A 19,485-nucleotide genomic window follows, 5' to 3' on the forward strand; every position below is an offset into this window, starting at 1 on the left:
AGTTGCGGCGCATGGGAATGAATCACTCTTCAAGCGTGAACTCCGCGCCCGAAGAAACATTCAAGCATCGATGACTTTCCCGATCAGCTTCCCCCGCTCCATCCATCGTCCGCTGCTGGCAGCTGCCCTGCTGTCCGGCTTCGCGGCCCAGGCGCAACTCGTGCCGGTGCCCGCGCCGGCCCCCGAGAACGTGGTCCAGCTGGCCGCCTCGGCGGCCGTCGAGGTGCCGCAGGACCTGCTGAGCCTCCAGCTGGCCGTCACGCGCGAGGGCAGCGATCCCGCTCAGGTGCAGTCGCAGCTCAAGGGTGTGCTCGACCAGGCCCTGGCCGAGGCGCGCAAGAGCGTGCAACCCGGGGCGCTCGAGGTGCGCACCGGCAACTTCCACGTGGGGCCGCGCTACGGGCGCGAAGGGCGCATCACCGCCTGGGTCGGCACGGCCGAACTGGTGCTGGAGGGCACGGACTTCGCCCGCCTCGGACAGGTGGCCGGCCGCCTGCCTGGCATGGCGATGACGGGCGCCTCGTTCCGGCTCAGCCGCGAGCGCAAGCGGCAGGCCGAAGCCGAGGCCCAGGGCCAGGCGGTCGAGCGCTTCCGCAGCAAGGCCGGCGAGCTGGCCAAGGCCTTCGGCTTCACCGGCTACACGCTGCGCGAGGTCTCGGTGCACGCGCAGGACGAGGCCCCGCCGCCGCGCCCGCGCGTGATGGCGATGGAAGCCAAGGCCGCCGCCGATGCACCGGTGCCGGTCGAAGCCGGCAAGACCGCGGTGGTGGTCAACGTGTCGGGTTCCGTACAGCTTCGATAGCCGGCGTCCGACAGGGCGCCCGCGCGGCCGGCCCCTAATCTGGGCCGCATGGAGGCCCTTCGCGATCCGGCCTGCGGGCCGGTGCTCGCCGGCGCGCCCCCCGAGCTGTTCGTGGTGCTCAACCCGGGCTCGGGTGCGAGCGCCGCCGACGAGAAGCGCGCCATCCTCGAAGCCGTGTTCCGCGAAGCGGGGCAACCGTTCCGCTTCGTCCCCCTGGAGGCCACCGGCGAACTGCCGCGCGCCTGCGCCGACGCTGCGGCACGCGCCTGCGAATGCGGCGGCGTGCTGGTGGCGGTGGGCGGCGACGGCACCCTGAACACCGTGGCGCGGGCGGCCTGGGAGCGCGGCTGCGCGGTCGGCCTGCTGCCGCAGGGCACCTTCAACCTGTTCGCCCGCGAGCATGGCATCCCGCTGGAACTGGAAGCGGCCGCCCGCGCGCTGCTGCAGGCGCAACCCGAGCCGGTGCAGGTGGCGGAGGTCAATGGCCAGCTGTTCCTGGTCAACGCCAGCCTCGGCCTGTATCCGCAACTGCTGCAGGACCGCGAGGCCTTCAAGCAGCAGTTCGGCCGGCGCCGCTGGGTGGCGCTGCTGGCCGGGCTGAAGACGATCTTCGAGTGGCGGCGCCAGCTCACGCTGGAGATCGAGCTCGATGGCGAGCGCAGGGTGTTGCGCACGCCGACCCTGTTCGTCGGCAACAACCGCCTGCAGCTCGATCGCATCGGGATGGAGCCGCGCATCGCGGCCCGCGTCGGCGAGGGGCGGCTGGCCGCCTTGATCGCCCGCCCCATCGGCACAGGCGCCATGGTGTGGCTGATGCTCAAGGGCGCCTTCGGCCGGCTCGGGGATCCGGAGCAGATCGACTCCTTCGCCTTCCGCACGCTCACGGTGCGCGTGCTGGGCCGGCGCCGGGTCCGGATCGCGGCGGACGGCGAAGTCGGCGTGCTGGACACGCCGCTGCACTTCGCCGTGGCGGCGCGGCCGCTGCGGCTGCTGCTGCCCCGGCCCGAGGACCGGGTGCCGGTCGAATGAGCCTGCTGCTGCACATCTCGGACACGCACTTCGGCACCGAGGACCCGCCGGTGGTCGCGGCACTTCAGCGGCTGGCAGCGACGCTGCGCCCGGACGTGCTGGTGCTCAGCGGCGACATCACCCAGCGGGCCCGCCGGCACCAGTTCGCGGCGGCCCGTGCCTTCTGCGATTCGCTGGGCATCGCCCGGATCCTGGCGCTGCCCGGCAACCACGACATTCCCCTCTTCAACCTGCCGGCGCGCGTGCTGGATCCGTATGGCGGCTACCGGGCGGCCTTCGGTGCCGACCTGGAGCCGGAGCTGGATGGCGAGGACCTGCTGCTGCTGGGCGTGAACACGACGCGGCCCGCGCGCCACAAGCACGGCGAGGTGTCGAAGGCGCAGGTCGCGCGCGTGGCGCGGCGGCTGGAGTCGGCGAGGCGCGAGCAGCTGCGGGTGGTGGTCACGCACCAGCCGGCGTGCGTGATGCGCGAGGAGGACGAGCACGACCGGCTGCGGGGCGGCCACGCCGCCGTGCAGGCCTGGTCACGCGCCGGCGCCGACCTGGTGCTGGGCGGCCACATCCACCTGCCTTACCTCACCGATGCCTGCGCGCGGGTGCCGGACACGCCGCGCGCGCTGTTCTGCCTGCAGGCGGGCACCGCCCTGTCGCTGCGGGTGCGGCACGGGTCACCCAATTCGGTGAACGTGGTGCGCTGGACGCCGCCGGCCGACCACGCGCCGCGCGAGTGTCGCGTGGAACGCTGGGACTACGAGCTGGCGCAGGATCGCTTCGACTGCTCGCACGCGCACGCGCTGCGGCTGGCGGACTAGCGTTACTGCGCCGCCCAGCCGCCGTCCATGTTCCACGCCACGCCGCGCACGTTGTTGGCGGCAGGGGAGCAGAAGAACACGGCCAGTTCGCCCAGTTCCTCGGGCGTGGTGAACTGCAGCGAGGGCTCCTTCTCGCCCAGCAGCGCGCGCGTTGCTTCCTCGTTGCTCCAGCCGTTGGCCTGGGCCTTGGCGTCGACCTGCTTCTGCACCAGCGGTGTCAGCACCCAGCCGGGGCAGATCGCGTTGCAGGTGACGCCGGTGGTGGCGTTCTCCAGCGCCGTCACCTTGGTCAGGCCGACGATGCCGTGCTTGGCGGCGACGTAGGCCGACTTCTCGGCCGAGGCGACCAGGCCATGCACGGAAGCCACGTTGATGATGCGACCCCAGTTGGCGGCCTTCATGGCCGGCAGCGCCAGCCGCGTGGCATGGAAGGCACTCGACAGGTTGATGGCGATGATGGCGTCCCAGCGCTCGGGCGGGAAATCCTCGATGCGGGCCACGTGCTGGATGCCGGCGTTGTTGACGAGGATGTCCACCCGCCCGAACTGGGCGGCGGCGTACTTCATCATCTCCTCGATCTCGGCCGGCTTGCTCATGTCGGCGCCGTGGTAGGCCACCTTGACGCCCAGGGCCGCGACCTCCGCCTTCGGGCCTTCGACGTCGCCGAAGCCGTTGAGCACGATGTTGGCGCCCTGGCGGGCGAGGGCCTTGGCGATGCCGAGGCCGATGCCGCTGGTCGAGCCGGTCACGAGGGCAGTCTTGCCGCTGAGCATGGGATGTGGTCTCCGATGGGGGTTGGTACGATGCGATGGACTCGAGCGTGCCCTTGCATGGCGCGCGGTCGCGGCAAGTATCGGACGATTTTCCCCATGGCTCTTCCTACGCTCAACTACGTACCCTGTGCCGACGCGGACGGCGGACATCGCATGGCGTACTGGAGCTGGGGCGACCCTGCCGCCGCGCGGGTCATCGTCTGCGTGCACGGCCTGTCGCGGCAGGGGCGCGACTTCGACGTGCTGGCGCAGGCGCTGCTGGCACGTGCCGAAGGTCCGCTGCGGGTGGTCTGCCCCGACGTGGTGGGCCGCGGCCGCAGCGACTGGCTGAAGAACCCGCAGGGCTATGTGCTGCCCACCTATGCGGCCGACATGCTGGCGATGCTGGGGCAGCTGCAGGCCCAGGCCGCGGTGCAGGACCTGTCCTGGTGCGGCACCAGCATGGGCGGGCTGATCGGCATGGCGGTCGCCGGCACGCCGGGGCTGCCGCTGCCGTCGCCCATCCGGCGGCTGCTGCTCAACGACGTAGGCCCGGTCATCCAGTGGCAGGCCATCGAGCGCATCGGCGCCTACCTGGGCCAGACCGGCCGCTTCGGGACCCTGCAGGAAGCGGCCGACGCGATGTGGCGCATCTCCACCAGCTTCGGCCCCCACACGCCGGAGCAGTGGCTCGCGCTGTCGCAGGCGATGGTGCGCGAGCTGCCGGAGGGCGGCCTGGCCCTGCACTACGACCCGGCCATCGCCGTGCCGCTTCGCGGCATGACGGCCGGCGATGCGCAGCAGGGGGAGGCCACGCTGTGGGCGCTCTATGACGCGATCGAGGCCCGCACGCTGCTCACGCGCGGTGCGCAATCGGACCTGCTGTCGCGCGAGACCGCACTGGAAATGACGCGGCGCGGGCCGCACGCCCGCCTGGTCGAATTCGAGGGCGTCGGCCACGCCCCCACCTTCATCGCGCCCGACCAGGTCGAAGCCGCCGTCGAATTCCTGCTGCAGCCATGAAGCGCCAGCCGGTCGGACCTGCGGACAGCAGCGCGGTCCCGGAGCTGATCGCCGCGGCCGAGCAGGCGCTGCCGCGCCAGGCCAACGCGCTGGCACGGGCGCGTGCCTTCGCCGAGCCGTTGATCGCCGGCGAAACGCTGGATACCGGCGAGAACACGCTGGGCCACGCGGATGGCGTGGCCGCCATCCTCAAGACCATGGGCGGCTCCGAGGCCATGCAGGCCGCCAGCTACCTCGTCTATGCCTGCCAGCACCTGAACAAGCCCGGAGAGGTGATCGCCAAGGCCTTCGGCGAGAGCTATGCTGCGCTGGCCCTGGAGACGACGGCGCTGGTGCGCGTGCAGCGCCAGGCACGGTCGTCGGGCGACGAGACGGAAAAGGCCGGCGAGCTCCCGCAGGAACAGGCCGAGAACGTGCGCAAGATGCTGCTGGCGTTCTCGCGCGACCTGCGCGTCGTGATGCTGCGGCTGGCCTCGCGGCTGCAGACCCTGCGCTGGAATGCGGCGCGCAAGACGGTGCCGCCGGCGGGCGTCGCACGCGAGGCGCTGACCATCTTCGCGCCGCTGGCCAACCGGCTGGGCGTGTGGCAGATCAAGTGGGAGATCGAGGACCTGGCCTTCCGCTTCCTCGAACCGGAGACCTACCACCAGGTGGCCCGGCTGCTCGACGAGAAGCGGGCCGAGCGGGAGGCCTTCGTCGAGCAGTTGCGCGTGCAGCTGGAGCGCAAGCTGAGGGCGCAGGGCATCGCGGCCCAGGTGCAGGGGCGCCCCAAGCACATCTACAGCATCGTCAAGAAGATGCGCGGCAAGTCGCTGGATTTCGACGAGGTGTTCGACATCCGCGCGCTGCGCGTGATCGTGCCGGAGGTGCGCGACTGCTACGCCACCCTGTCCTGGGTGCACGAGCAGTTCGAGTCCATCCCCTCCGAGTTCGACGACTACATCGCCAAACCCAAGCCCAACGGCTACCAGTCGCTGCACACCGTGGTGCGAGACGAGGCCGGCCGCGCGATCGAGATCCAGATCCGCACCCAGGCCATGCACGAGCACGCCGAGCACGGCGTGGCCGCGCACTGGGCCTACAAGGAGGCGGGTGCCAAGGGTTACGGCGGCGTGGCCGCCGCCGGCGAGTACGACGCCAAGCTGGCCGTGCTGCGGCAACTGCTCGCCTGGGAGCGCGACCTCGCGGGGGCCGGCCGCGGGCTGTTCGAGGACCGCATCTACGTGCTCACCCCCAATGCCCAGATCGTGGAGCTGCCGCAGGGCGCCACGCCGGTGGATTTCGCCTACACCGTGCACACCAGCCTGGGCCACCGCTGCCGCGGCGCGCGGGTGGACGGCGCCATGGTCACGCTGAACACGCCGCTGCAGAACGGCCAGACCGTGGAAATCGTCGCCGCCAAGGAAGGCGGCCCCTCGCGCGACTGGCTCAACCCGGAACTCGGCTTCCTGGCCAGCCACCGCGCCAAGTCCAAGGTGCGGGCCTGGTTCAACGAGCAGGCCAAGGCCGAGACGCTGGCGCGTGGCAAGGAGGCGGTGGAAAAGCTGCTGCAGCGCGAGGGCCGCACCGCGCTCAAGCTCGGGGACCTGGCCGCCCAGCTCGGCTTCAAGACGGCCGAGGACCTGTTCCTGGCGGTGGGCAAGGAGGAGTATTCGCTGCGCCAGGTCGAGGCCGCGTTCAAGCCGGCCGAGCCGCCGCTGCCGCAGGACCAGTACCTGCTGCTGAAGAAGGCACGGCCGGCCGAGAAGTCGCCCACCGGCGGGGTGCTGGTGGTCGGCGTCGGGTCGCTCATGACCCAGCTCGCGCGCTGCTGCAAGCCGGCCCCGCCCGACGACATCGCCGGCTTCGTCACCCGCGGCAAGGGCGTCAGCGTGCACCGGCGCGACTGCAGCAACTTCCGCGAGATCGCCGGACGCAACCCGGAGCGCGTGATCGAGGTCGAGTGGGGCCGGTCCAAGGCGGGCGAGTCCGCGATGTACCCGGTGGACGTGGCGGTGGAGGCCGCCGACCGGCAGGGCCTGCTGCGCGACATCTCCGAGGTGTTCGCCAAGGAGAAGATGAACGTGGTCGGCGTGCAGACGCAGTCGCTACGCGGCACTGCGTGGATGACCTTCACCGTCGAGATTGCCGATTCCAACCGGCTGGCACGCGTGCTCGGACTGGTGCTCGACGTGCCCGGCGTGATCGCGGCACGGCGGCGCTGAAGCGGCCGGTTGCCCTCTGCTACAATCCCGCCTCTCGAACGACATTCAGGCGCGTAGCTCAGCTGGTTAGAGCACCACCTTGACATGGTGGGGGTCGTTGGTTCGAGTCCAATCGCGCCTACCAATCTTCCGATCCGCTTTCGCTCCACCCTAGGGTTATCCTTCGGGCTCTCGCGCAGGCGGCCTTCCTAGAATCTTTTGCACTGCGGCACGCGCGCTCGCGACGGCGCGGCCGCGAAGAATCCAGGAGGAGTTCCCCTCGTGAGCAAGAAAGCCGCCGCCGCTGCGCCGTCGCAGCGCGTGATCAAGAAGTACCCGAACCGGCGCCTTTACGACACCGACACCTCCTCCTACATCACGCTGGCCGAAGTCAAGCAGCTGGTCATGGACAGCGAGCCCTTCGTGGTGCGCGACGCCAAGACCAACGAGGACCTGACGCGCAGCATCCTGCTGCAGATCATCCTGGAGGAAGAGGCGGGCGGCGCGCCCATGTTCAGCGAGGCGGCGCTGGCCAACATCATCCGCTTCTACGGGCATGCGGCGCAGGGCTTCATGGGCGCCTACCTCGAGAAGAACGTGCAGGCGTTCACCGACATCCAGGCCCGCCTGGCCGAGCAGTCCAAGCAGATCACGCCGGAAATGTGGGCGCAGTTCATGAACATGCAGAACCCGCTGATGCAGGGCCTGATGGGCAGCTACGTCGAGCAGTCGCGCACCATGTTCGAGAAGATGCAGGAGCAGATGCAGAAGCAGACCGAGCAGATGCTGGGCGCTTTCATGGGCAAGCGGCCCTGAGCCATCGCGAACGGCGCGAAGGGCGGGCCGGATGCCCGCCCTTTTTCATTGACCGAGTCCCTCTGGGACAATCCGACCATGAGTGATTCCCCCGTTGCCGAGGCAGCCCCGAAGGTGGGCTTCGTCAGCCTCGGCTGCCCCAAGAACCTGACCGATTCCGAGCTGATCCTCACCCGGCTCTCGGCCGAGGGCTACCGCACCGCCAGGACCTTCGAGGGTGCCGACCTGGTGATCGTCAACACCTGCGGCTTCATCGACGATGCCGTCAAGGAGAGCCTGGACACCATCGGTGAGGCCCTGGCCGAGAACGGCAAGGTCATCGTCACCGGCTGCCTGGGCGCGCGCGCCGGCGAAGGCGGCGGCAAGCTGGTGCAGCAGGTCCATCCCTCGGTGCTGGCCGTCACCGGCCCGCAGGCGACGCAGGAGGTGATGGACCACGTGCACACGCACCTGCCCAAGCCGCACGATCCCTTCCTGGACCTGCTGCCGCCGGCCGGCATCAAGCTGACGCCGCGGCACTACGCCTACCTGAAGATCAGCGAGGGCTGCAACCACCGCTGCACCTTCTGCATCATCCCTTCGATGCGCGGCGACCTGGCCAGCCGGCCGGTGGGCGACGTGCTCAAGGAAGCGCGCGCGCTGTTCGAGTCCGGCGTGAAGGAACTGCTGGTGGTCAGCCAGGACACCTCGGCCTATGGCGTGGACCTGAAGTACCGCACCGGCTTCTTCGACGGCCGTCCGGTCAAGACGCGTACGCTGGAACTGGTGCAGGCCCTGGGCGAACTGGCCGCGCCGCACGGCGCCTGGGTGCGGCTGCACTACGTGTACCCGTATCCATCGGTGGACGAGATCATTCCCCTGATGGCGACCGGCGCCGTGCTGCCCTACCTGGACGTGCCCTTCCAGCACAGCCACCCCGACGTGCTGCGCCGGATGAAGCGGCCGGCCAGCGGCGAGCGCAACCTGGAGCGCATCCGCGCCTGGCGCGAGGCCTGCCCCGAACTGGTGGTGCGCAGCACCTTCATCGCCGGCTTCCCGGGCGAGACGGAGGAGGAGTTCCAGCACCTGCTGGACTTCCTGCGCGAGGCCCAGATCGACCGGGCCGGCTGCTTTGCCTACAGCCCGGTCGAGGGTGCGGCAGCCAACGAACTGCCCGGCATGCTGCCGGCCGAGGTGCGCGAGGAACGCCGCGCTCGCTTCATGGCGGTGGCCGAGGAGGTCTCGGCGGCGCGGCTGGCGCGTCGCGTGGGCGCCACGATGCAGGTGCTGGTGGATGCGGCACCGGCACTGGGGCGCAAGGGCGGGGTGGGGCGCAGCTACGCGGACGCGCCCGAGATCGACGGCACCGTGCGGCTGCTGCCGCCGGAAAAACTGAGCAAGCAGCTCAAGGTCGGGGAGTTCACCCGGGCGCGCATCGTCGCGACCGAGGGTCACGACCTGGTCGGGGTCCCGGTCTGACCCGCGAAGGCCACCCGCATCGCATTCACCGCAGCCAGGCCGCGGCGCCGCGGGTGTCTCCCGCGAGCGCCCGGCAAGCCCTGCTGGCGAGGCGGTTCCGCCCGCAAACAATAAAGCCGGCACGAGGCCGGCTTTATCATTTGTCTTGGTGCCCAGGAGAGGACTCGAACCTCCACGGAGTTACCCGCTAGTACCTGAAACTAGTGCGTCTACCAATTCCGCCACCTGGGCATTTCAGGAAAGAAAAGGATTCTATATCAAAAACATCGGAACACAACACGCGATCGGCCTGCTCGATGAAGTCGAGGGCGTCATCCAGGGCCATCGCGACGGCCACGGCTACGTCCTGCGGGACGACGGCGAGACCGACGTCTACCTGCCGCCCAATGAAATGCGCGCGGTGCTGCACAAGGACCGCGTCCGCGTGCGCATCGTCCGGCACGACCGCAAGGGCCGGCCGGAAGGCCGGGTGGTGGAGATCGTCGAGCGTCCGCCGCAGCCGATCATCGGCCGCCTGCTGCACGAAAGCGGCGTCTGGCTGGTCGCGCCGGAGGACAAGCGCTACGGCCAGGACGTCCTGATTCCCAAGGGCGCCACCGGCGCGGCCAAGCCGGGGCAGGTGGTGGTGGTGGAACTCACCGAGCCGCCCAGCCTGTACGGCCAGCCGGTCGGCCGCGTCAAGGAGGTGCTGGGCGAGATCGACGATCCCGGCATGGAGATCGAGATCGCGGTGCGCAAGTACGGCGTGCCGCACGAGTTCTCCGAGCCCTGCATCGCCATGGCTCGCGTGCTGCCCGACAAGGTGCGGCCGGCGGACCGCAAGCACCGGGTGGACCTGACGGACATCCCGCTGGTCACCATCGACGGCGAGGACGCGCGCGACTTCGACGACGCCGTCTACTGCGAGCCGGCCAAGGTCGGCCGCGGCAAGGGCTGGCGGCTGCTGGTCGCGATCGCCGACGTCAGCCACTACGTGGAGACCGGCAGCGCCATCGACGTGGACGCCTACGACCGGGCCACCAGCGTCTACTTCCCGCGCCGGGTGATCCCGATGCTGCCGGAGAAGCTGTCCAACGGCCTGTGCTCGCTCAACCCGGAAGTCGACCGCCTCTGCATGGTGGCCGACATGCTCATCACCGCCACCGGCGAGATCCAGGCCTACCAGTTCTATCCGGCCGTCATGTGGAGCCACGCCCGCCTCACGTACACCGAGGTGGCGGCCATCCTGGCCAACACGCGCGGCCCGGAGGCCCAGCGGCGCAAGGAGCGGGTGCCGGACCTGCTCAACCTGCACGACGTGTACCGGGCGCTGCTCAAGGCGCGCGAGATGCGCGGGGCGGTGGACTTCGAGACCACCGAGACGCAGATCATCTGCGACGAGAGCGGCCGCATCGAGAAGATCGTGCCGCGCACCCGCACCGACGCGCACCGGCTGATCGAGGAGGCCATGCTGGCCGCCAACGTGTGTGCCGCCGACTTCATCCAGCAGGGCAAGCACCCGGGGCTGTACCGGGTGCACGAGGGCCCCACGCCGGAGAAGAAGGAGATCCTGCGCAACTACCTCAAGGCCATGGGGGTGGGCATCTCGATCTCCGAGGAGCCGATGCCGGTGGAGTTCCAGCGCATCGCCGAGGCCACCAAGGACCGCCCCGACGCGCAGCAGATCCACACCATGCTGCTGCGCTCCATGCAGCAGGCGATCTACACGCCGATCAACAGCGGCCACTTCGGGCTGGCCTACGACGCCTACACCCACTTCACCAGCCCGATCCGGCGCTACCCGGACCTGCTGGTGCACCGGGTGATCAAGGCCTTGCTGGCCAACCGCCACTACACATTGCCGGCGCTGCCCACGCCGGGCGAGGCGCACGAGAAGCTGGCGCGGCGGCTGGCCAGCCGGGTGGCGCCACCCGGCCAGAAGCCGAAGAAGCCGGCACCCACCAGCCGCGAGACCCAGGCCTGGGAGGCCGCCGGCCTGCACTGCAGCGCCAACGAGCGGCGCGCCGACGAGGCCAGCCGCGACGTCGAGGCCTGGCTCAAGTGCAAGTACATGCGCGAGCACCTGGGCGAGGAGTTCGGCGGCGTGGTCAGTGCCGCCACCACCTTCGGCATCTTCGTCACGCTCGACCAGCTGTACGTCGAGGGGCTGGTGCACATCACCGAACTGGGCGGCGAGTACTTCAAGTTCGACGAGGCACGCCAGGAACTGCGCGGCGAGCGCACCGGCATCCGCTACGCCATCGGCACGCGGGTGCGGGTGCAGGTCAGCCGGGTCGACCTGGACGGGCGCAAGATCGACTTCCGGCTGGTGCGCGAAGGCGAGGACCTGGAGTCGCGCGCCATGCGCGACAAGGGGGCGGGCGGGCCGTCGACCGGGGCCACCGGCCTGCGGCGCGCCGCCAAGAAGGCCAGCAAGGGCGCGACGGTCACCAACGTCAAGGACGCGGTGAAGAAGGCCGTCGCCGCCAAGTCCCGCGGCCGAAAGGCGCGCCGGGGCTGATCAGGCTGCCGCCGCGCGCGCCAGTGCGCCGGCGGTGAGCGGCTGCCCGGCCGGCCACCGGTCGGCCAGCAGCCCGTGGCGGTACACGGCGGCCGTGGTGCCATCGAAGGCATCGCCGCCGGCCGCCAGCGCCGCCGCCAGCATCCCTGCCAGCACGTCGCCGGTGCCGCCCGTGGCCAGGCGGGCGTTGCCGGTCGGGTTGATGCGGGGGCGGGCGCCCGGGACCGCCAGCACCGTGCCGGATCCCTTGAGCACCACCACGCAGTCGAAGCGTTGCACCAGATCGATGGCGGCGTGCAGGCGGTCGGCCTGCACCTTCGAGGTCTCGATGCCGAGCAGCCGCGCCGCTTCGAGCGGGTGCGGGCTCAGCACGGTCGCCTGGCCGCGCCTGGCGCGCTCGCGCAATCGTTGTTGCAGATCCGGATCGGCGGCGACGGCGTTCAACCCGTCGGCGTCGAGCACCAGCGTGCGTGCGCGTGCCAGCACGGTCGGCAGGGCCGCGGCAACGGCGCTGCCGCCGCCGCAACCGCAGGCCACCGCCAGCTCCTCCAGCGGCAACTGGCCCCAGTCGCGAACCATCAGCTCCGGCAGGCCCGGGACCAGGCTGCCGGCGCGCTCGTCGAGGGGACAGAGGAAGACGCGGCCTGCGCCGCTGGCGAGCGTAGCGGATGCGGCCAGCACGGCGGCCCCCGCCATGCCCGGGGCCCCGCCGATCACCGCCACGTCGCCATAGCTGCCCTTGTGGCTGGCATGCAGCCGGATGGGCGGCGCGGGCGGGCCGGCGAGTTCGGCGCAGGCCAGGTCGCCGGACGGCTCCACCTGCAGGTCGTCGAACCAGACCTGCCCGGCGGCATCCCGTCCCCGGGCCGTGAACAGGCCCGGCTTGAGCGTGAGCAGCGATAGGGTGTGATGGGCCTGGACGCCGCTGCCCTGGCCGGTGTCGGCCGACAGCCCGCTGGGGACGTCGACGGCGAGCACAAGGCCCTCGCCTGCAGCGATGGCTTCGGCGGCGCGCGCGAGGAGCCCCTGGAGCGGGCGCGCGGCCCCGATGCCCAGCAGCGCGTCGATGCAGAGGTCCCAGTCCGCCGGTGGCTGCTCGAGCACCGGCACGCCGGCGGAGCGGCACTTCTGCCACGCGGCCGCGGCGTCCGCAGGCAAGCGGTCCGGGTCGCCCGCGACCGTCACCACCACCGGCTTGCCCCATTGCTGCAGGTGGACTGCGGCCTCCAGCCCGTCGCCGCCGTTGTTGCCGGGACCGCAGGCGATCCAGACTTGCCGCGCATGCGGCGCGAGGGCCAGCGCCAGCCGCGCCGTGGCCAGGCCGGCGCGCTGCATCAGTGCCTGCGGCGCCAGCGTCGCAGCGGCTTGCTGCTCGATACGCCGCGTGGCGGCGACGTCGTGCAGCCACCAGGAGCGATCGGCCGTGACCTTCTGCATGGGCCGATTGTGCGGCGGCCGGGCGGTCAGCCGGCCAGCCGCTCGATGCCCAGGCCTTCCAGGTCCAGCAAGGGGGCACGGCCGGCCATCAGGTCCGCCACGACCCGCGCGCTGCCGCAGGCCAGCGCCCAGCCGCTGGAGCCGTGGCCCAGGTTCAGCCAGACGCCCGGCGCACCCGAGGCGCCGAGCACCGGTGGGCCGTCCGGCAGCATGGGGCGGGCGCCTTTCCATTCCTGCACCGATGCGCCCGTGTTGGAGAGCTGTGCCGCGCCCGGAAACCAGTCGTGCAGCACCTTGTAGAGCGTCTGCAGCGCGGCGGCCCGCTTGTGCAGCGGATCGCCACCGATCTCGGCGCTGCCGGCCACGCGCACGCGCTGGCCGAGGCGGGCGATCGCCACCTTGAAGCGTTCGTCCATGACGGCGCTGCGCGGCGCGTTCAGGCTCTCGCGGATCGGGGCGCTGATCGAGTAGCCGTACACCGGTGCCAGGCGGATGCGGAAGCCGAGCGGCCGCAGCAGCGCCGCCGACTCGAGCCCGCCGCAGACCACCACCGCATCGAAGGCTGCGGTGCGCGGGGCGGCCTCGCCTTGCTGCACGTGCAAGGTGGCCGGCGCCGCGCGGTCCAGTGGCAGCACCCGGGTGTTGAATTCGAAGCGGGCGCCGGCGGCGCGGGCGGCGTCCTTCACCAGCAGGGCGAACTGGCGGCAGTTGCCGGCTTCGTCCTCGGGCAGGTGGATGGCGCCGACGAAGGCCGTGTCGGGGTTGAGCGCCGGCTCGACGGTGCGAGCAGTTGCGGCGTCGATCACGCGGAAGGTCACCCCCGCGTCGCGCAGCACCTGCAGCCCGGGCTGGACCAGGCGCTGGTCCTTCTCCGAGCGCAGCAGCACCATGTAGCCGGGGCTGCGGTCGTACTCGAGCTGCAGGGTGTCGGTCAGCCAGTGCAGGCGTTCGCGGCTGTAGAAGGCCAGCCGCTGCAGGCGCGCCCGGTTGGCCAGGTAGGTGTCCAGGCGGCAGGCGCGCCACCAGTGCCACATCCAGCCCAGTTCGCCGGCCGTCAGCGGCCAGGTGACCCGCACCGGCGCATGGCGGCTGAGCAGGTAGCGCAGCACCTTGGACGGCATGCCGGGTGCGGCCCAGGGGGTGACGTAGCCCGGCGCCACGACGCCCGCGTTGGCGAAGCTGGTTTCCTCGGCCACGGCACCGCGGCGTTCGAACACGGTGACCTGGTGGCCGTCGGCGGCCAGCTCGTACGCAGTGGTGACGCCGACGATGCCGGCGCCGATGACGGCGACTCTCAAGGAATTCCCCGGCCCGCTCTCAGCCCTGCCGCAGCGGCTGCAGGGCGGCTTCCACTGCCAGGCCGACGTCCAGCACGGTGTCGTCGCGCAGCGGCCCGTGCCAGAGCATCAGGCCGACCGGCAGGCTGCCGGGCGCATGGCAGGGCAGCGAGAGCGCACAACCGTCCAGCATGTTGACCACGCTGGTGTTGCGCAGCAGGAGCGCGTTGCTGCGGAAGAAGGCTTCGTCGCGCTCGGCACCGGGCGCCAGATCGGCGATCGGCGGCGCCACGATGGGGGTGGTGGGCGAGAGCACGGCGTCGAAGCCCTGCAGGGCCGCCTCGACCCGCGCGATCCACTCGGCGCGATGGCGCACCAGGTCCAGGTATTCCCAGGCTCTCATGCCCGCGCCCCGCTCGATGCGGGTGCGCACGCGCGGGTCGTAGCCGTCGCCGCGCTGCTGCAGCAGGGTGCGGTGCCAGGCGTAGCTCTCGGCCGCAGAGAAGCCGCCGGTCGCCTGGATCGTCCCGAGGTCGTGGATCTCGGCGAGCTCGATCTCCTCCACCCGGGCGCCGGCGTTGCGCAGGGCCCGCAGTGCGGCCTCGAAGGCCTGCGCCACGTTGACGTCCATGCCGTCCAGCATCTGGGTGCGCGCGACGGCGAACCGGCGCTGGGCCAGCGGCTTGCGCTCCAGCGCGACGGTGCGCGCCGACAGGATCTCGTGCGCCAGCACCGCATCGCGCACCGACCGCGTCATGGCGCAGACGGTGTCGAGCGTGGTCGACAGCGGCAGCGCGCCATCGGCCGGGGTCAGCCGGGCCGTGTTCTTGAAGCCGACAATGCCGCACAGCGCCGCCGGGATGCGGATGGAACCGCCGGTATCGGAGCCCAGCCCGACGAAGGCGGCGCCGGTGGCCACCGACACGGCCGCGCCCGAGGACGAGCCGCCCGGGATGCGGGCCGTGGCCGGGTCGGCCGGGTTGACCGGGGTGCCGTGGTGCGGGTTGATGCCCACGCCCGAGAACGCGAACTCGGTCATGTTGGTGCGGCCGACCAGGCTGGCCCCGGCCGCGCGCAGGCGAGCCACGGCCGTGCAGTCGGCCGTCGCCGGCGGTGCGTCGGCCAGCACGGCCGAGCCCGCCGCGGTGACCTGGCCGGCGACGTCGAACAGGTCCTTGATCGAGACCGGCAGCCCGGCCAGCGGCAGGCGGTCCACGCCCGGACGGGCTGCGGCGGCGGCCTCATCGGGAAAGGTGCGGATGAACGCGTGGTCGCAGGCGGTCGACCGGGCGATGGCCAGTGCCTGGGCGAAGGCTTCGGAAGCGCTGCCACGGCCGCTGCCGAGCTGCTCGCGGGTGGCGATGAGGTCGTCCATCGGGGGGAAGGAGAGGGTCCCTGTGCTAGAATCTCGCGGTTTTGCTGGGCGGCGGTCGCATGGTGCGGCTGCCGTGAGACCGGCAGGACACATTCGCGAATCCGTCCCTACCAGGTGTCGCAACGGCTGCAAGGCCTGCCGCGATTGCGGGGCGGATTCTAGACCCAACCTAGGAACCCCTCATGGCAGTCTCCATGCGCGAAATGCTGGAAGCCGGCGTCCATTTCGGACACCAGACCCGCTTCTGGAACCCGAAGATGGCCCCCTACATCTTCGGCTCCCGCAACAAGATCCACATCATCAACCTGGAAAAGTCGCTCCCGATGTTCCAGGACGCGATGAAGTTCGTGAAGCAGCTGTCGGCCAACCGCGGCACCATCCTGATGGTGGGCACCAAGCGCCAGGCCCGCGAGATCGTCGCCACCGAGGCCCGCCGCGCCGGCGTGCACTTCGTCGACCAGCGCTGGCTGGGCGGCATGCTGACCAACTTCAAGACGGTCAAGACCTCGATCAAGCGCCTCAAGGACATGAAGGCCCAGCAGGAAGCCGGCCTCGAGTCCATGAGCAAGAAGGAACAGCTGATGTTCCAGCGCGAGATGGACAAGCTCGAGAAGGACATCGGCGGCATCCAGGACATGAACAACCTGCCCGACGCCATCTTCGTGATCGACGTGGGCTTCCACAAGATCGCCGTCTCCGAGGCCAAGAAGCTCGGCATCCCGCTGGTGGGCGTGGTCGACTCCAACCACTCGCCCGAGGGCATCGACTACGTGATCCCCGGCAACGACGACTCGGCCAAGGCCGTGCAGCTCTACGCCCGCGGCATCGCCGACGCCGTGCTGGAAGGCCGCGCCAGCGCGGTCAGTGACGTGGCCCGCGCCGTCTCCGAAGGCGGCGACGAGTTCGTCGAGGTCGAGGAAGGCGCCGGCGCGTAAAGGCGCGCGACTCCCCAATGCATGGAAGGGGCTCTCGGGCCCCTTTTTACCGCCCGAATACTGAAAGAGGACAGCAATGGCAGCAATCACCGCAAGCATGGTCGCCGAACTGCGCGCCAAGACGGACGCCCCGATGATGGAGTGCAAGAAGGCGCTCACCGAGGCCGACGGCAACATGGAGAAGGCCGAGGAACTGCTGCGCGTCAAGCTCGGCAACAAGGCCGGCAAGGCCGCCGCCCGCATCACCGCCGAGGGGGTCGTGGCCGCCAGCATCGAAGGCACGACCGGCGCGCTCGTCGAGGTCAACTGCGAGACCGACTTCGTCACCAAGAACGACAGCTTCATCGCCCTGGCCCGGGCCGCGGCGGAACTGGTCGCCAAGAACGACCCGGCCGACGTGGCCGCGCTGGGCGCGCTGCCCTACAGCCAGGACGGCTTCGGCCCCACGCTGGAAGACGTTCGCAAGGGCCTGATCGGCAAGATCGGCGAGAACATGAGCTTCCGCCGCTTCAAGCGCTTCGCCGGCGGCAGCAAGCTCGCGTCCTACCTGCACGGCACCCGCATCGGCGTGGTGGTGGAGTACGAGGGCGACGACGTCGCGGCCAAGGACGTGGCCATGCACGTGGCCGCCATGAAGCCGGTGGCGCTGGCCTCCAGCGACGTGCCCGCCGAGCTGATCGAGAAGGAGCGCAGCGTCGCCACCGCCAAGGCCGCCGAATCCGGCAAGCCGGCGGACATCGCCGCCAAGATGATCGAAGGCTCGGTGCAGAAGTACCTCAAGGAGGTGTCGCTCTTCAACCAGCCCTTCGTCAAGAACGACAAGCAGACGGTGGAGCAGATGCTCAAGGCCGCCGGCACCACGGTCAAGGCGTTCACGCTGTACGTGGTGGGCGAGGGCATCGAGAAGAAGAACGACGACTTCGCCGCCGAAGTCGCCGCCCAGGTCGCCGCTGCCAAGGGCGCCTGAGGCGGCCCCATCGCCCGCGGGGCGGCGCCCCGCGGGCAGCCCCGCACCGCTACACTCGTTTTCGTCGCCACCCCGGAGCCCCCTGAATGACCGCTGCCCCCGCCCACAAGCGCATCCTGCTCAAGCTGTCCGGTGAAGCGCTGATGGGGGACGACCCGTTCGGAATCAACCGGGCCACCATCGTCCGCATGGTCGAGGAGATCGCGGACGTGGTGCACAGCGGCGTGCAGGTGGCGGTGGTCATCGGCGGCGGCAACATCTTCCGCGGCGTGGCAGGCGGTTCGGTCGGCATGGACCGGGCCACCGCCGACTACATGGGCATGCTGGCCACCGTGATGAACGCGCTGGCCCTCGCCGACACCATGAACAAGCAGGGGCTGGTGGCGCGCGTGATGTCGGCCATCGCGATCGAGCAGGTGGTCGAGCCCTACGTTCGGCCCAAGGCCCTGCAGTACCTGGAAGAAGGCAAGGTCGTGATCTTCGCGGCCGGCACGGGCAACCCCTTCTTCACCACCGATACCGCCGCGGCCCTGCGCGGCGCCGAGATCGGCGCCGAACTGGTGCTCAAGGCCACCAAGGTGGACGGGGTCTATTCGGCCGACCCGAAGAAGGACCCGTCCGCCACCCGCTACGGGCGGATCACCTTCGACGAGGCGATGGCGCGCAACCTGGGGATCATGGATGCCACCGCCTTCGCCCTGTGCCGCGACCAGAAGCTGCCGATCAAGGTCTTCTCCATCTTCAAGCACGGCGCGCTGCGCCGCGTGGTGATGGGCGAGGACGAGGGCACGCTGGTCTACGCCTGACGACGAACAAGGAGGACACCATGAGCACCATCGCCGAGATCAGGAAGTCGGCCGAAGCGAAGATGGACCAGTCCATCGCCGCGTTCAAGAACAACCTGACCAAGATCCGCACCGGGCGCGCCAACCCCGGCCTGCTTGATACGGTCCACGTGGACTACTACGGCTCCATGCTGCCGATCAGCCAGGTGGCCAACGTCTCGCTGCTGGACGCCCGCACGATCAGCGTGCAGCCCTGGGAGAAGGGCATGGCCGCCAAGATCGAGAAGGCCATCCGCGAGAGCGACCTGGGCCTGAACCCGGCCTCCATGGGCGACCTGATCCGGGTGCCCATGCCGCCCATGAGCGAGGAGCGCCGCAAGGAGATGACCAAGCTGGTGCGCCACGAGGGCGAAGCCGCCAAGATCGCCATCCGCAACCTGCGCCGGGACGCCAACGAGGGCGTCAAGAAGCTGGTGAAGGACAAGCTCGCCTCCGAGGACGAGCAGAAGCGCGCCGAGGCCGAGATCCAGAAGACCACCGACCGGCACGTGGCCGAGATCGACAAGATGGTCGAGGCCAAGGAGCAGGAGATCCTGGCGGTCTGACCGTGAGCGCCATTCCCCACCACATCGCCATCGTCATGGACGGCAACGGGCGCTGGGCCACCCGGCGCTGCCTGCCGCGCGTGGCCGGCCACAAGAAGGGCGTCGACGCGCTGCGCGCCTGCGTGCGCCACTGCGCCGAGCGGGGCGTGGGCGTGCTGACCGTCTTCGCGTTCTCGTCCGAGAACTGGAACCGCCCGCCCGAGGAGGTCTCCGGCCTGATGGAGCTGCTGGCGGTGGCGCTGTCGCGCGAAGTGCCGCACCTCAAGGCCGAAGGCGTCCGCATCCATTTCATCGGCGACCGCTCCGGGCTGTCCGAGAAGGTGCGCGCCGGGCTGGCGGCGGCAGAGGCCGCAACCGCCGCCAATACCTCGCTGGTGTTCAACATCTGCTTCAGCTATGGCGGCCGCTGGGATGTGGCGCAGGCGGCGGCCCGGCTCGCCGCGCGTGGCGAGCCCATCACCGAACAGAGCCTGGACGCCGCCATGGCGCTGGCGCACGTGCCGGATCCGGACCTGCTGATCCGCACCGGCGGCGAGATGCGCCTGTCCAACTTCCTGCTCTGGCAGGCCGCCTATGCCGAGCTGTACTTCACCGACAAGCTCTGGCCCGAGTTCGGTCCCGCCGAACTGGATGCCGCGCTGGCCGACTACGCCGGCCGCGAGCGGCGATTCGGGCGCACGTCCCAGCAACTGCAGCCGCCCGCTCCCCGCAAGGCCGCGTGAGGAGCTG

At 70.5% G+C, this 19,485-nt stretch carries 17 protein-coding genes and 2 tRNA genes; 14 read left to right on the forward strand and 5 right to left on the reverse strand.

Annotated elements, in window-relative coordinates; all coding sequences use genetic code 11:
* The first annotated feature begins 70 nt into the window (after positions 1 to 70).
* From VEC03_RS18230 to VEC03_RS18240, 3 genes are read left to right on the forward strand one after another with little or no spacing between them, the layout of a single operon-like run.
* Positions 71 to 802 carry an SIMPL domain-containing protein gene (locus VEC03_RS18230; protein WP_324918504.1) on the forward strand — a complete coding sequence of 244 codons (732 nt, stop codon included), beginning with the start codon at positions 71 to 73 and terminating at the stop codon, positions 800 to 802.
* A 48-nt stretch (positions 803 to 850) separates the two neighbouring features.
* Positions 851 to 1,831, forward strand: coding sequence for a diacylglycerol/lipid kinase family protein (locus VEC03_RS18235; protein WP_324918508.1), 981 nt, complete (start codon positions 851 to 853; stop codon positions 1,829 to 1,831).
* Positions 1,828 to 2,643 (forward strand): metallophosphoesterase, encoded by an 816-nt coding sequence (locus VEC03_RS18240; protein ID WP_324918511.1) that lies wholly within the window; start codon positions 1,828 to 1,830, stop codon positions 2,641 to 2,643. Before VEC03_RS18235 ends, VEC03_RS18240 begins: the two co-directional genes overlap by 4 nt.
* 2 nt (positions 2,644 to 2,645) lie before the next feature.
* On the opposite strand, the gene VEC03_RS18245 is transcribed toward VEC03_RS18240, so the two are convergent.
* Positions 2,646 to 3,416 carry a 3-hydroxybutyrate dehydrogenase gene (locus VEC03_RS18245; protein WP_324918514.1) on the reverse strand — a complete coding sequence of 257 codons (771 nt, stop codon included), beginning with the start codon at positions 3,414 to 3,416 and terminating at the stop codon, positions 2,646 to 2,648.
* 96 nt (positions 3,417 to 3,512) lie between these two features.
* On the opposite strand from VEC03_RS18245, the gene VEC03_RS18250 reads away from it, so the two are divergent.
* The 5 genes from VEC03_RS18250 (at position 3,513) to rimO (ending at position 8,875) form a co-directional block, all read left to right on the forward strand.
* Positions 3,513 to 4,418 (forward strand): alpha/beta hydrolase, encoded by a 906-nt coding sequence (locus VEC03_RS18250; protein ID WP_324918517.1) that lies wholly within the window; start codon positions 3,513 to 3,515, stop codon positions 4,416 to 4,418.
* The gene (locus VEC03_RS18255) at positions 4,415 to 6,622 is read left to right on the forward strand and encodes a bifunctional (p)ppGpp synthetase/guanosine-3',5'-bis(diphosphate) 3'-pyrophosphohydrolase (RefSeq protein ID WP_324918519.1); all 2,208 of its coding nucleotides are present in this window, start codon (positions 4,415 to 4,417) and stop codon (positions 6,620 to 6,622) included. Before VEC03_RS18250 ends, VEC03_RS18255 begins: the two co-directional genes overlap by 4 nt.
* Before the next feature lie 47 nt (positions 6,623 to 6,669).
* Positions 6,670 to 6,746 (forward strand) — tRNA-Val (locus VEC03_RS18260).
* A 137-nt stretch (positions 6,747 to 6,883) separates the two neighbouring features.
* Positions 6,884 to 7,417, forward strand: coding sequence for a polyhydroxyalkanoate synthesis repressor PhaR (gene phaR, locus VEC03_RS18265; protein ID WP_324918521.1), 534 nt, complete (start codon positions 6,884 to 6,886; stop codon positions 7,415 to 7,417).
* Between the two features lie 78 nt (positions 7,418 to 7,495).
* On the forward strand, positions 7,496 to 8,875 hold the full coding sequence (gene rimO, locus VEC03_RS18270; protein ID WP_324918523.1) for a 30S ribosomal protein S12 methylthiotransferase RimO: 1,380 nt from the start codon (positions 7,496 to 7,498) through the stop codon (positions 8,873 to 8,875).
* 146 nt (positions 8,876 to 9,021) lie between these two features.
* Here rimO and VEC03_RS18275 read toward each other — a convergent pair.
* Positions 9,022 to 9,106: transfer RNA gene (locus tag VEC03_RS18275), tRNA-Leu, on the reverse strand.
* A 58-nt stretch (positions 9,107 to 9,164) separates the two neighbouring features.
* Here VEC03_RS18275 and rnr point away from each other — a divergent pair.
* Complete coding sequence (gene rnr, locus VEC03_RS18280) at positions 9,165 to 11,375, forward strand: ribonuclease R (protein ID WP_324918711.1); 2,211 nt, start codon at positions 9,165 to 9,167, stop codon at positions 11,373 to 11,375.
* Here rnr and VEC03_RS18285 read toward each other — a convergent pair whose 3' ends face one another.
* Genes VEC03_RS18285 through VEC03_RS18295 form a run of 3 tightly spaced genes read right to left on the reverse strand, consistent with a single transcriptional unit; the run spans position 11,376 to position 15,464 of the window.
* Positions 11,376 to 12,812 (reverse strand): NAD(P)H-hydrate dehydratase, encoded by a 1,437-nt coding sequence (locus VEC03_RS18285; protein WP_324918526.1) that lies wholly within the window; start codon positions 12,810 to 12,812, stop codon positions 11,376 to 11,378.
* 26 nt (positions 12,813 to 12,838) lie between these two features.
* Positions 12,839 to 14,110: a D-amino acid dehydrogenase gene (locus VEC03_RS18290; RefSeq protein ID WP_324918529.1), complete on the reverse strand. Its 1,272-nt coding sequence runs from the start codon at positions 14,108 to 14,110 to the stop codon at positions 12,839 to 12,841.
* A gap of 19 nt (positions 14,111 to 14,129) precedes the next feature.
* A complete protein-coding gene (locus tag VEC03_RS18295; RefSeq protein WP_324918532.1) occupies positions 14,130 to 15,464 on the reverse strand; it encodes an amidase in 1,335 nt (444 codons plus the stop codon).
* 182 nt (positions 15,465 to 15,646) lie between these two features.
* Here VEC03_RS18295 and rpsB point away from each other — a divergent pair, with 182 nt between their 5' ends.
* From rpsB to uppS, 5 genes are all read left to right on the forward strand, one after another.
* Positions 15,647 to 16,399, forward strand: coding sequence for a 30S ribosomal protein S2 (gene rpsB, locus VEC03_RS18300; protein ID WP_324918535.1), 753 nt, complete (start codon positions 15,647 to 15,649; stop codon positions 16,397 to 16,399).
* A 76-nt stretch (positions 16,400 to 16,475) separates the two neighbouring features.
* Positions 16,476 to 17,366: a translation elongation factor Ts gene (gene tsf, locus VEC03_RS18305; RefSeq protein ID WP_324918537.1), complete on the forward strand. Its 891-nt coding sequence runs from the start codon at positions 16,476 to 16,478 to the stop codon at positions 17,364 to 17,366.
* A gap of 86 nt (positions 17,367 to 17,452) precedes the next feature.
* Entirely contained in the window at positions 17,453 to 18,172 is a 720-nt protein-coding gene (gene pyrH / locus VEC03_RS18310; protein ID WP_324918540.1) for a UMP kinase, read from the forward strand.
* Positions 18,173 to 18,192: 20 nt separating this feature from the next.
* Entirely contained in the window at positions 18,193 to 18,756 is a 564-nt protein-coding gene (gene frr, locus VEC03_RS18315; RefSeq protein ID WP_324918543.1) for a ribosome recycling factor, read from the forward strand.
* Positions 18,753 to 19,478 carry a polyprenyl diphosphate synthase gene (uppS, locus tag VEC03_RS18320; RefSeq protein WP_324918715.1) on the forward strand — a complete coding sequence of 242 codons (726 nt, stop codon included), beginning with the start codon at positions 18,753 to 18,755 and terminating at the stop codon, positions 19,476 to 19,478. The genes frr and uppS overlap by 4 nt, the downstream gene beginning before the upstream one ends.
* The last annotated feature ends 7 nt before the right edge of the window (positions 19,479 to 19,485 follow it).

The sequence above is a fragment of the Ramlibacter sp. genome (genome assembly GCF_035627355.1).
Taxonomy (GTDB): domain Bacteria; phylum Pseudomonadota; class Gammaproteobacteria; order Burkholderiales; family Burkholderiaceae_C; genus Ramlibacter.

Bases quoted from the DNA above. Each gene is read 5' to 3' on its own strand.
- VEC03_RS18245 (WP_324918514.1), bottom strand. From the start codon at position 3,416: ATGCTCAGCGGCAAGACTGCCCTCGTGACCGGCTCGACCAGCGGCATC.
- rpsB (WP_324918535.1), top strand. From the start codon at position 15,647: ATGGCAGTCTCCATGCGCGAAATGCTGGAAGCCGGCGTCCATTTCGGA.
- VEC03_RS18285 (WP_324918526.1), bottom strand. From the start codon at position 12,812: ATGCAGAAGGTCACGGCCGATCGCTCCTGGTGGCTGCACGACGTCGCC.
- tsf (WP_324918537.1), top strand. From the start codon at position 16,476: ATGGCAGCAATCACCGCAAGCATGGTCGCCGAACTGCGCGCCAAGACG.
- VEC03_RS18250 (WP_324918517.1), top strand. From the start codon at position 3,513: ATGGCTCTTCCTACGCTCAACTACGTACCCTGTGCCGACGCGGACGGC.
- pyrH (WP_324918540.1), top strand. From the start codon at position 17,453: ATGACCGCTGCCCCCGCCCACAAGCGCATCCTGCTCAAGCTGTCCGGT.
- VEC03_RS18295 (WP_324918532.1), bottom strand. From the start codon at position 15,464: ATGGACGACCTCATCGCCACCCGCGAGCAGCTCGGCAGCGGCCGTGGC.
- VEC03_RS18235 (WP_324918508.1), top strand. From the start codon at position 851: ATGGAGGCCCTTCGCGATCCGGCCTGCGGGCCGGTGCTCGCCGGCGCG.
- VEC03_RS18255 (WP_324918519.1), top strand. From the start codon at position 4,415: ATGAAGCGCCAGCCGGTCGGACCTGCGGACAGCAGCGCGGTCCCGGAG.
- rimO (WP_324918523.1), top strand. From the start codon at position 7,496: ATGAGTGATTCCCCCGTTGCCGAGGCAGCCCCGAAGGTGGGCTTCGTC.
- VEC03_RS18240 (WP_324918511.1), top strand. From the start codon at position 1,828: ATGAGCCTGCTGCTGCACATCTCGGACACGCACTTCGGCACCGAGGAC.
- frr (WP_324918543.1), top strand. From the start codon at position 18,193: ATGAGCACCATCGCCGAGATCAGGAAGTCGGCCGAAGCGAAGATGGAC.
- VEC03_RS18230 (WP_324918504.1), top strand. From the start codon at position 71: ATGACTTTCCCGATCAGCTTCCCCCGCTCCATCCATCGTCCGCTGCTG.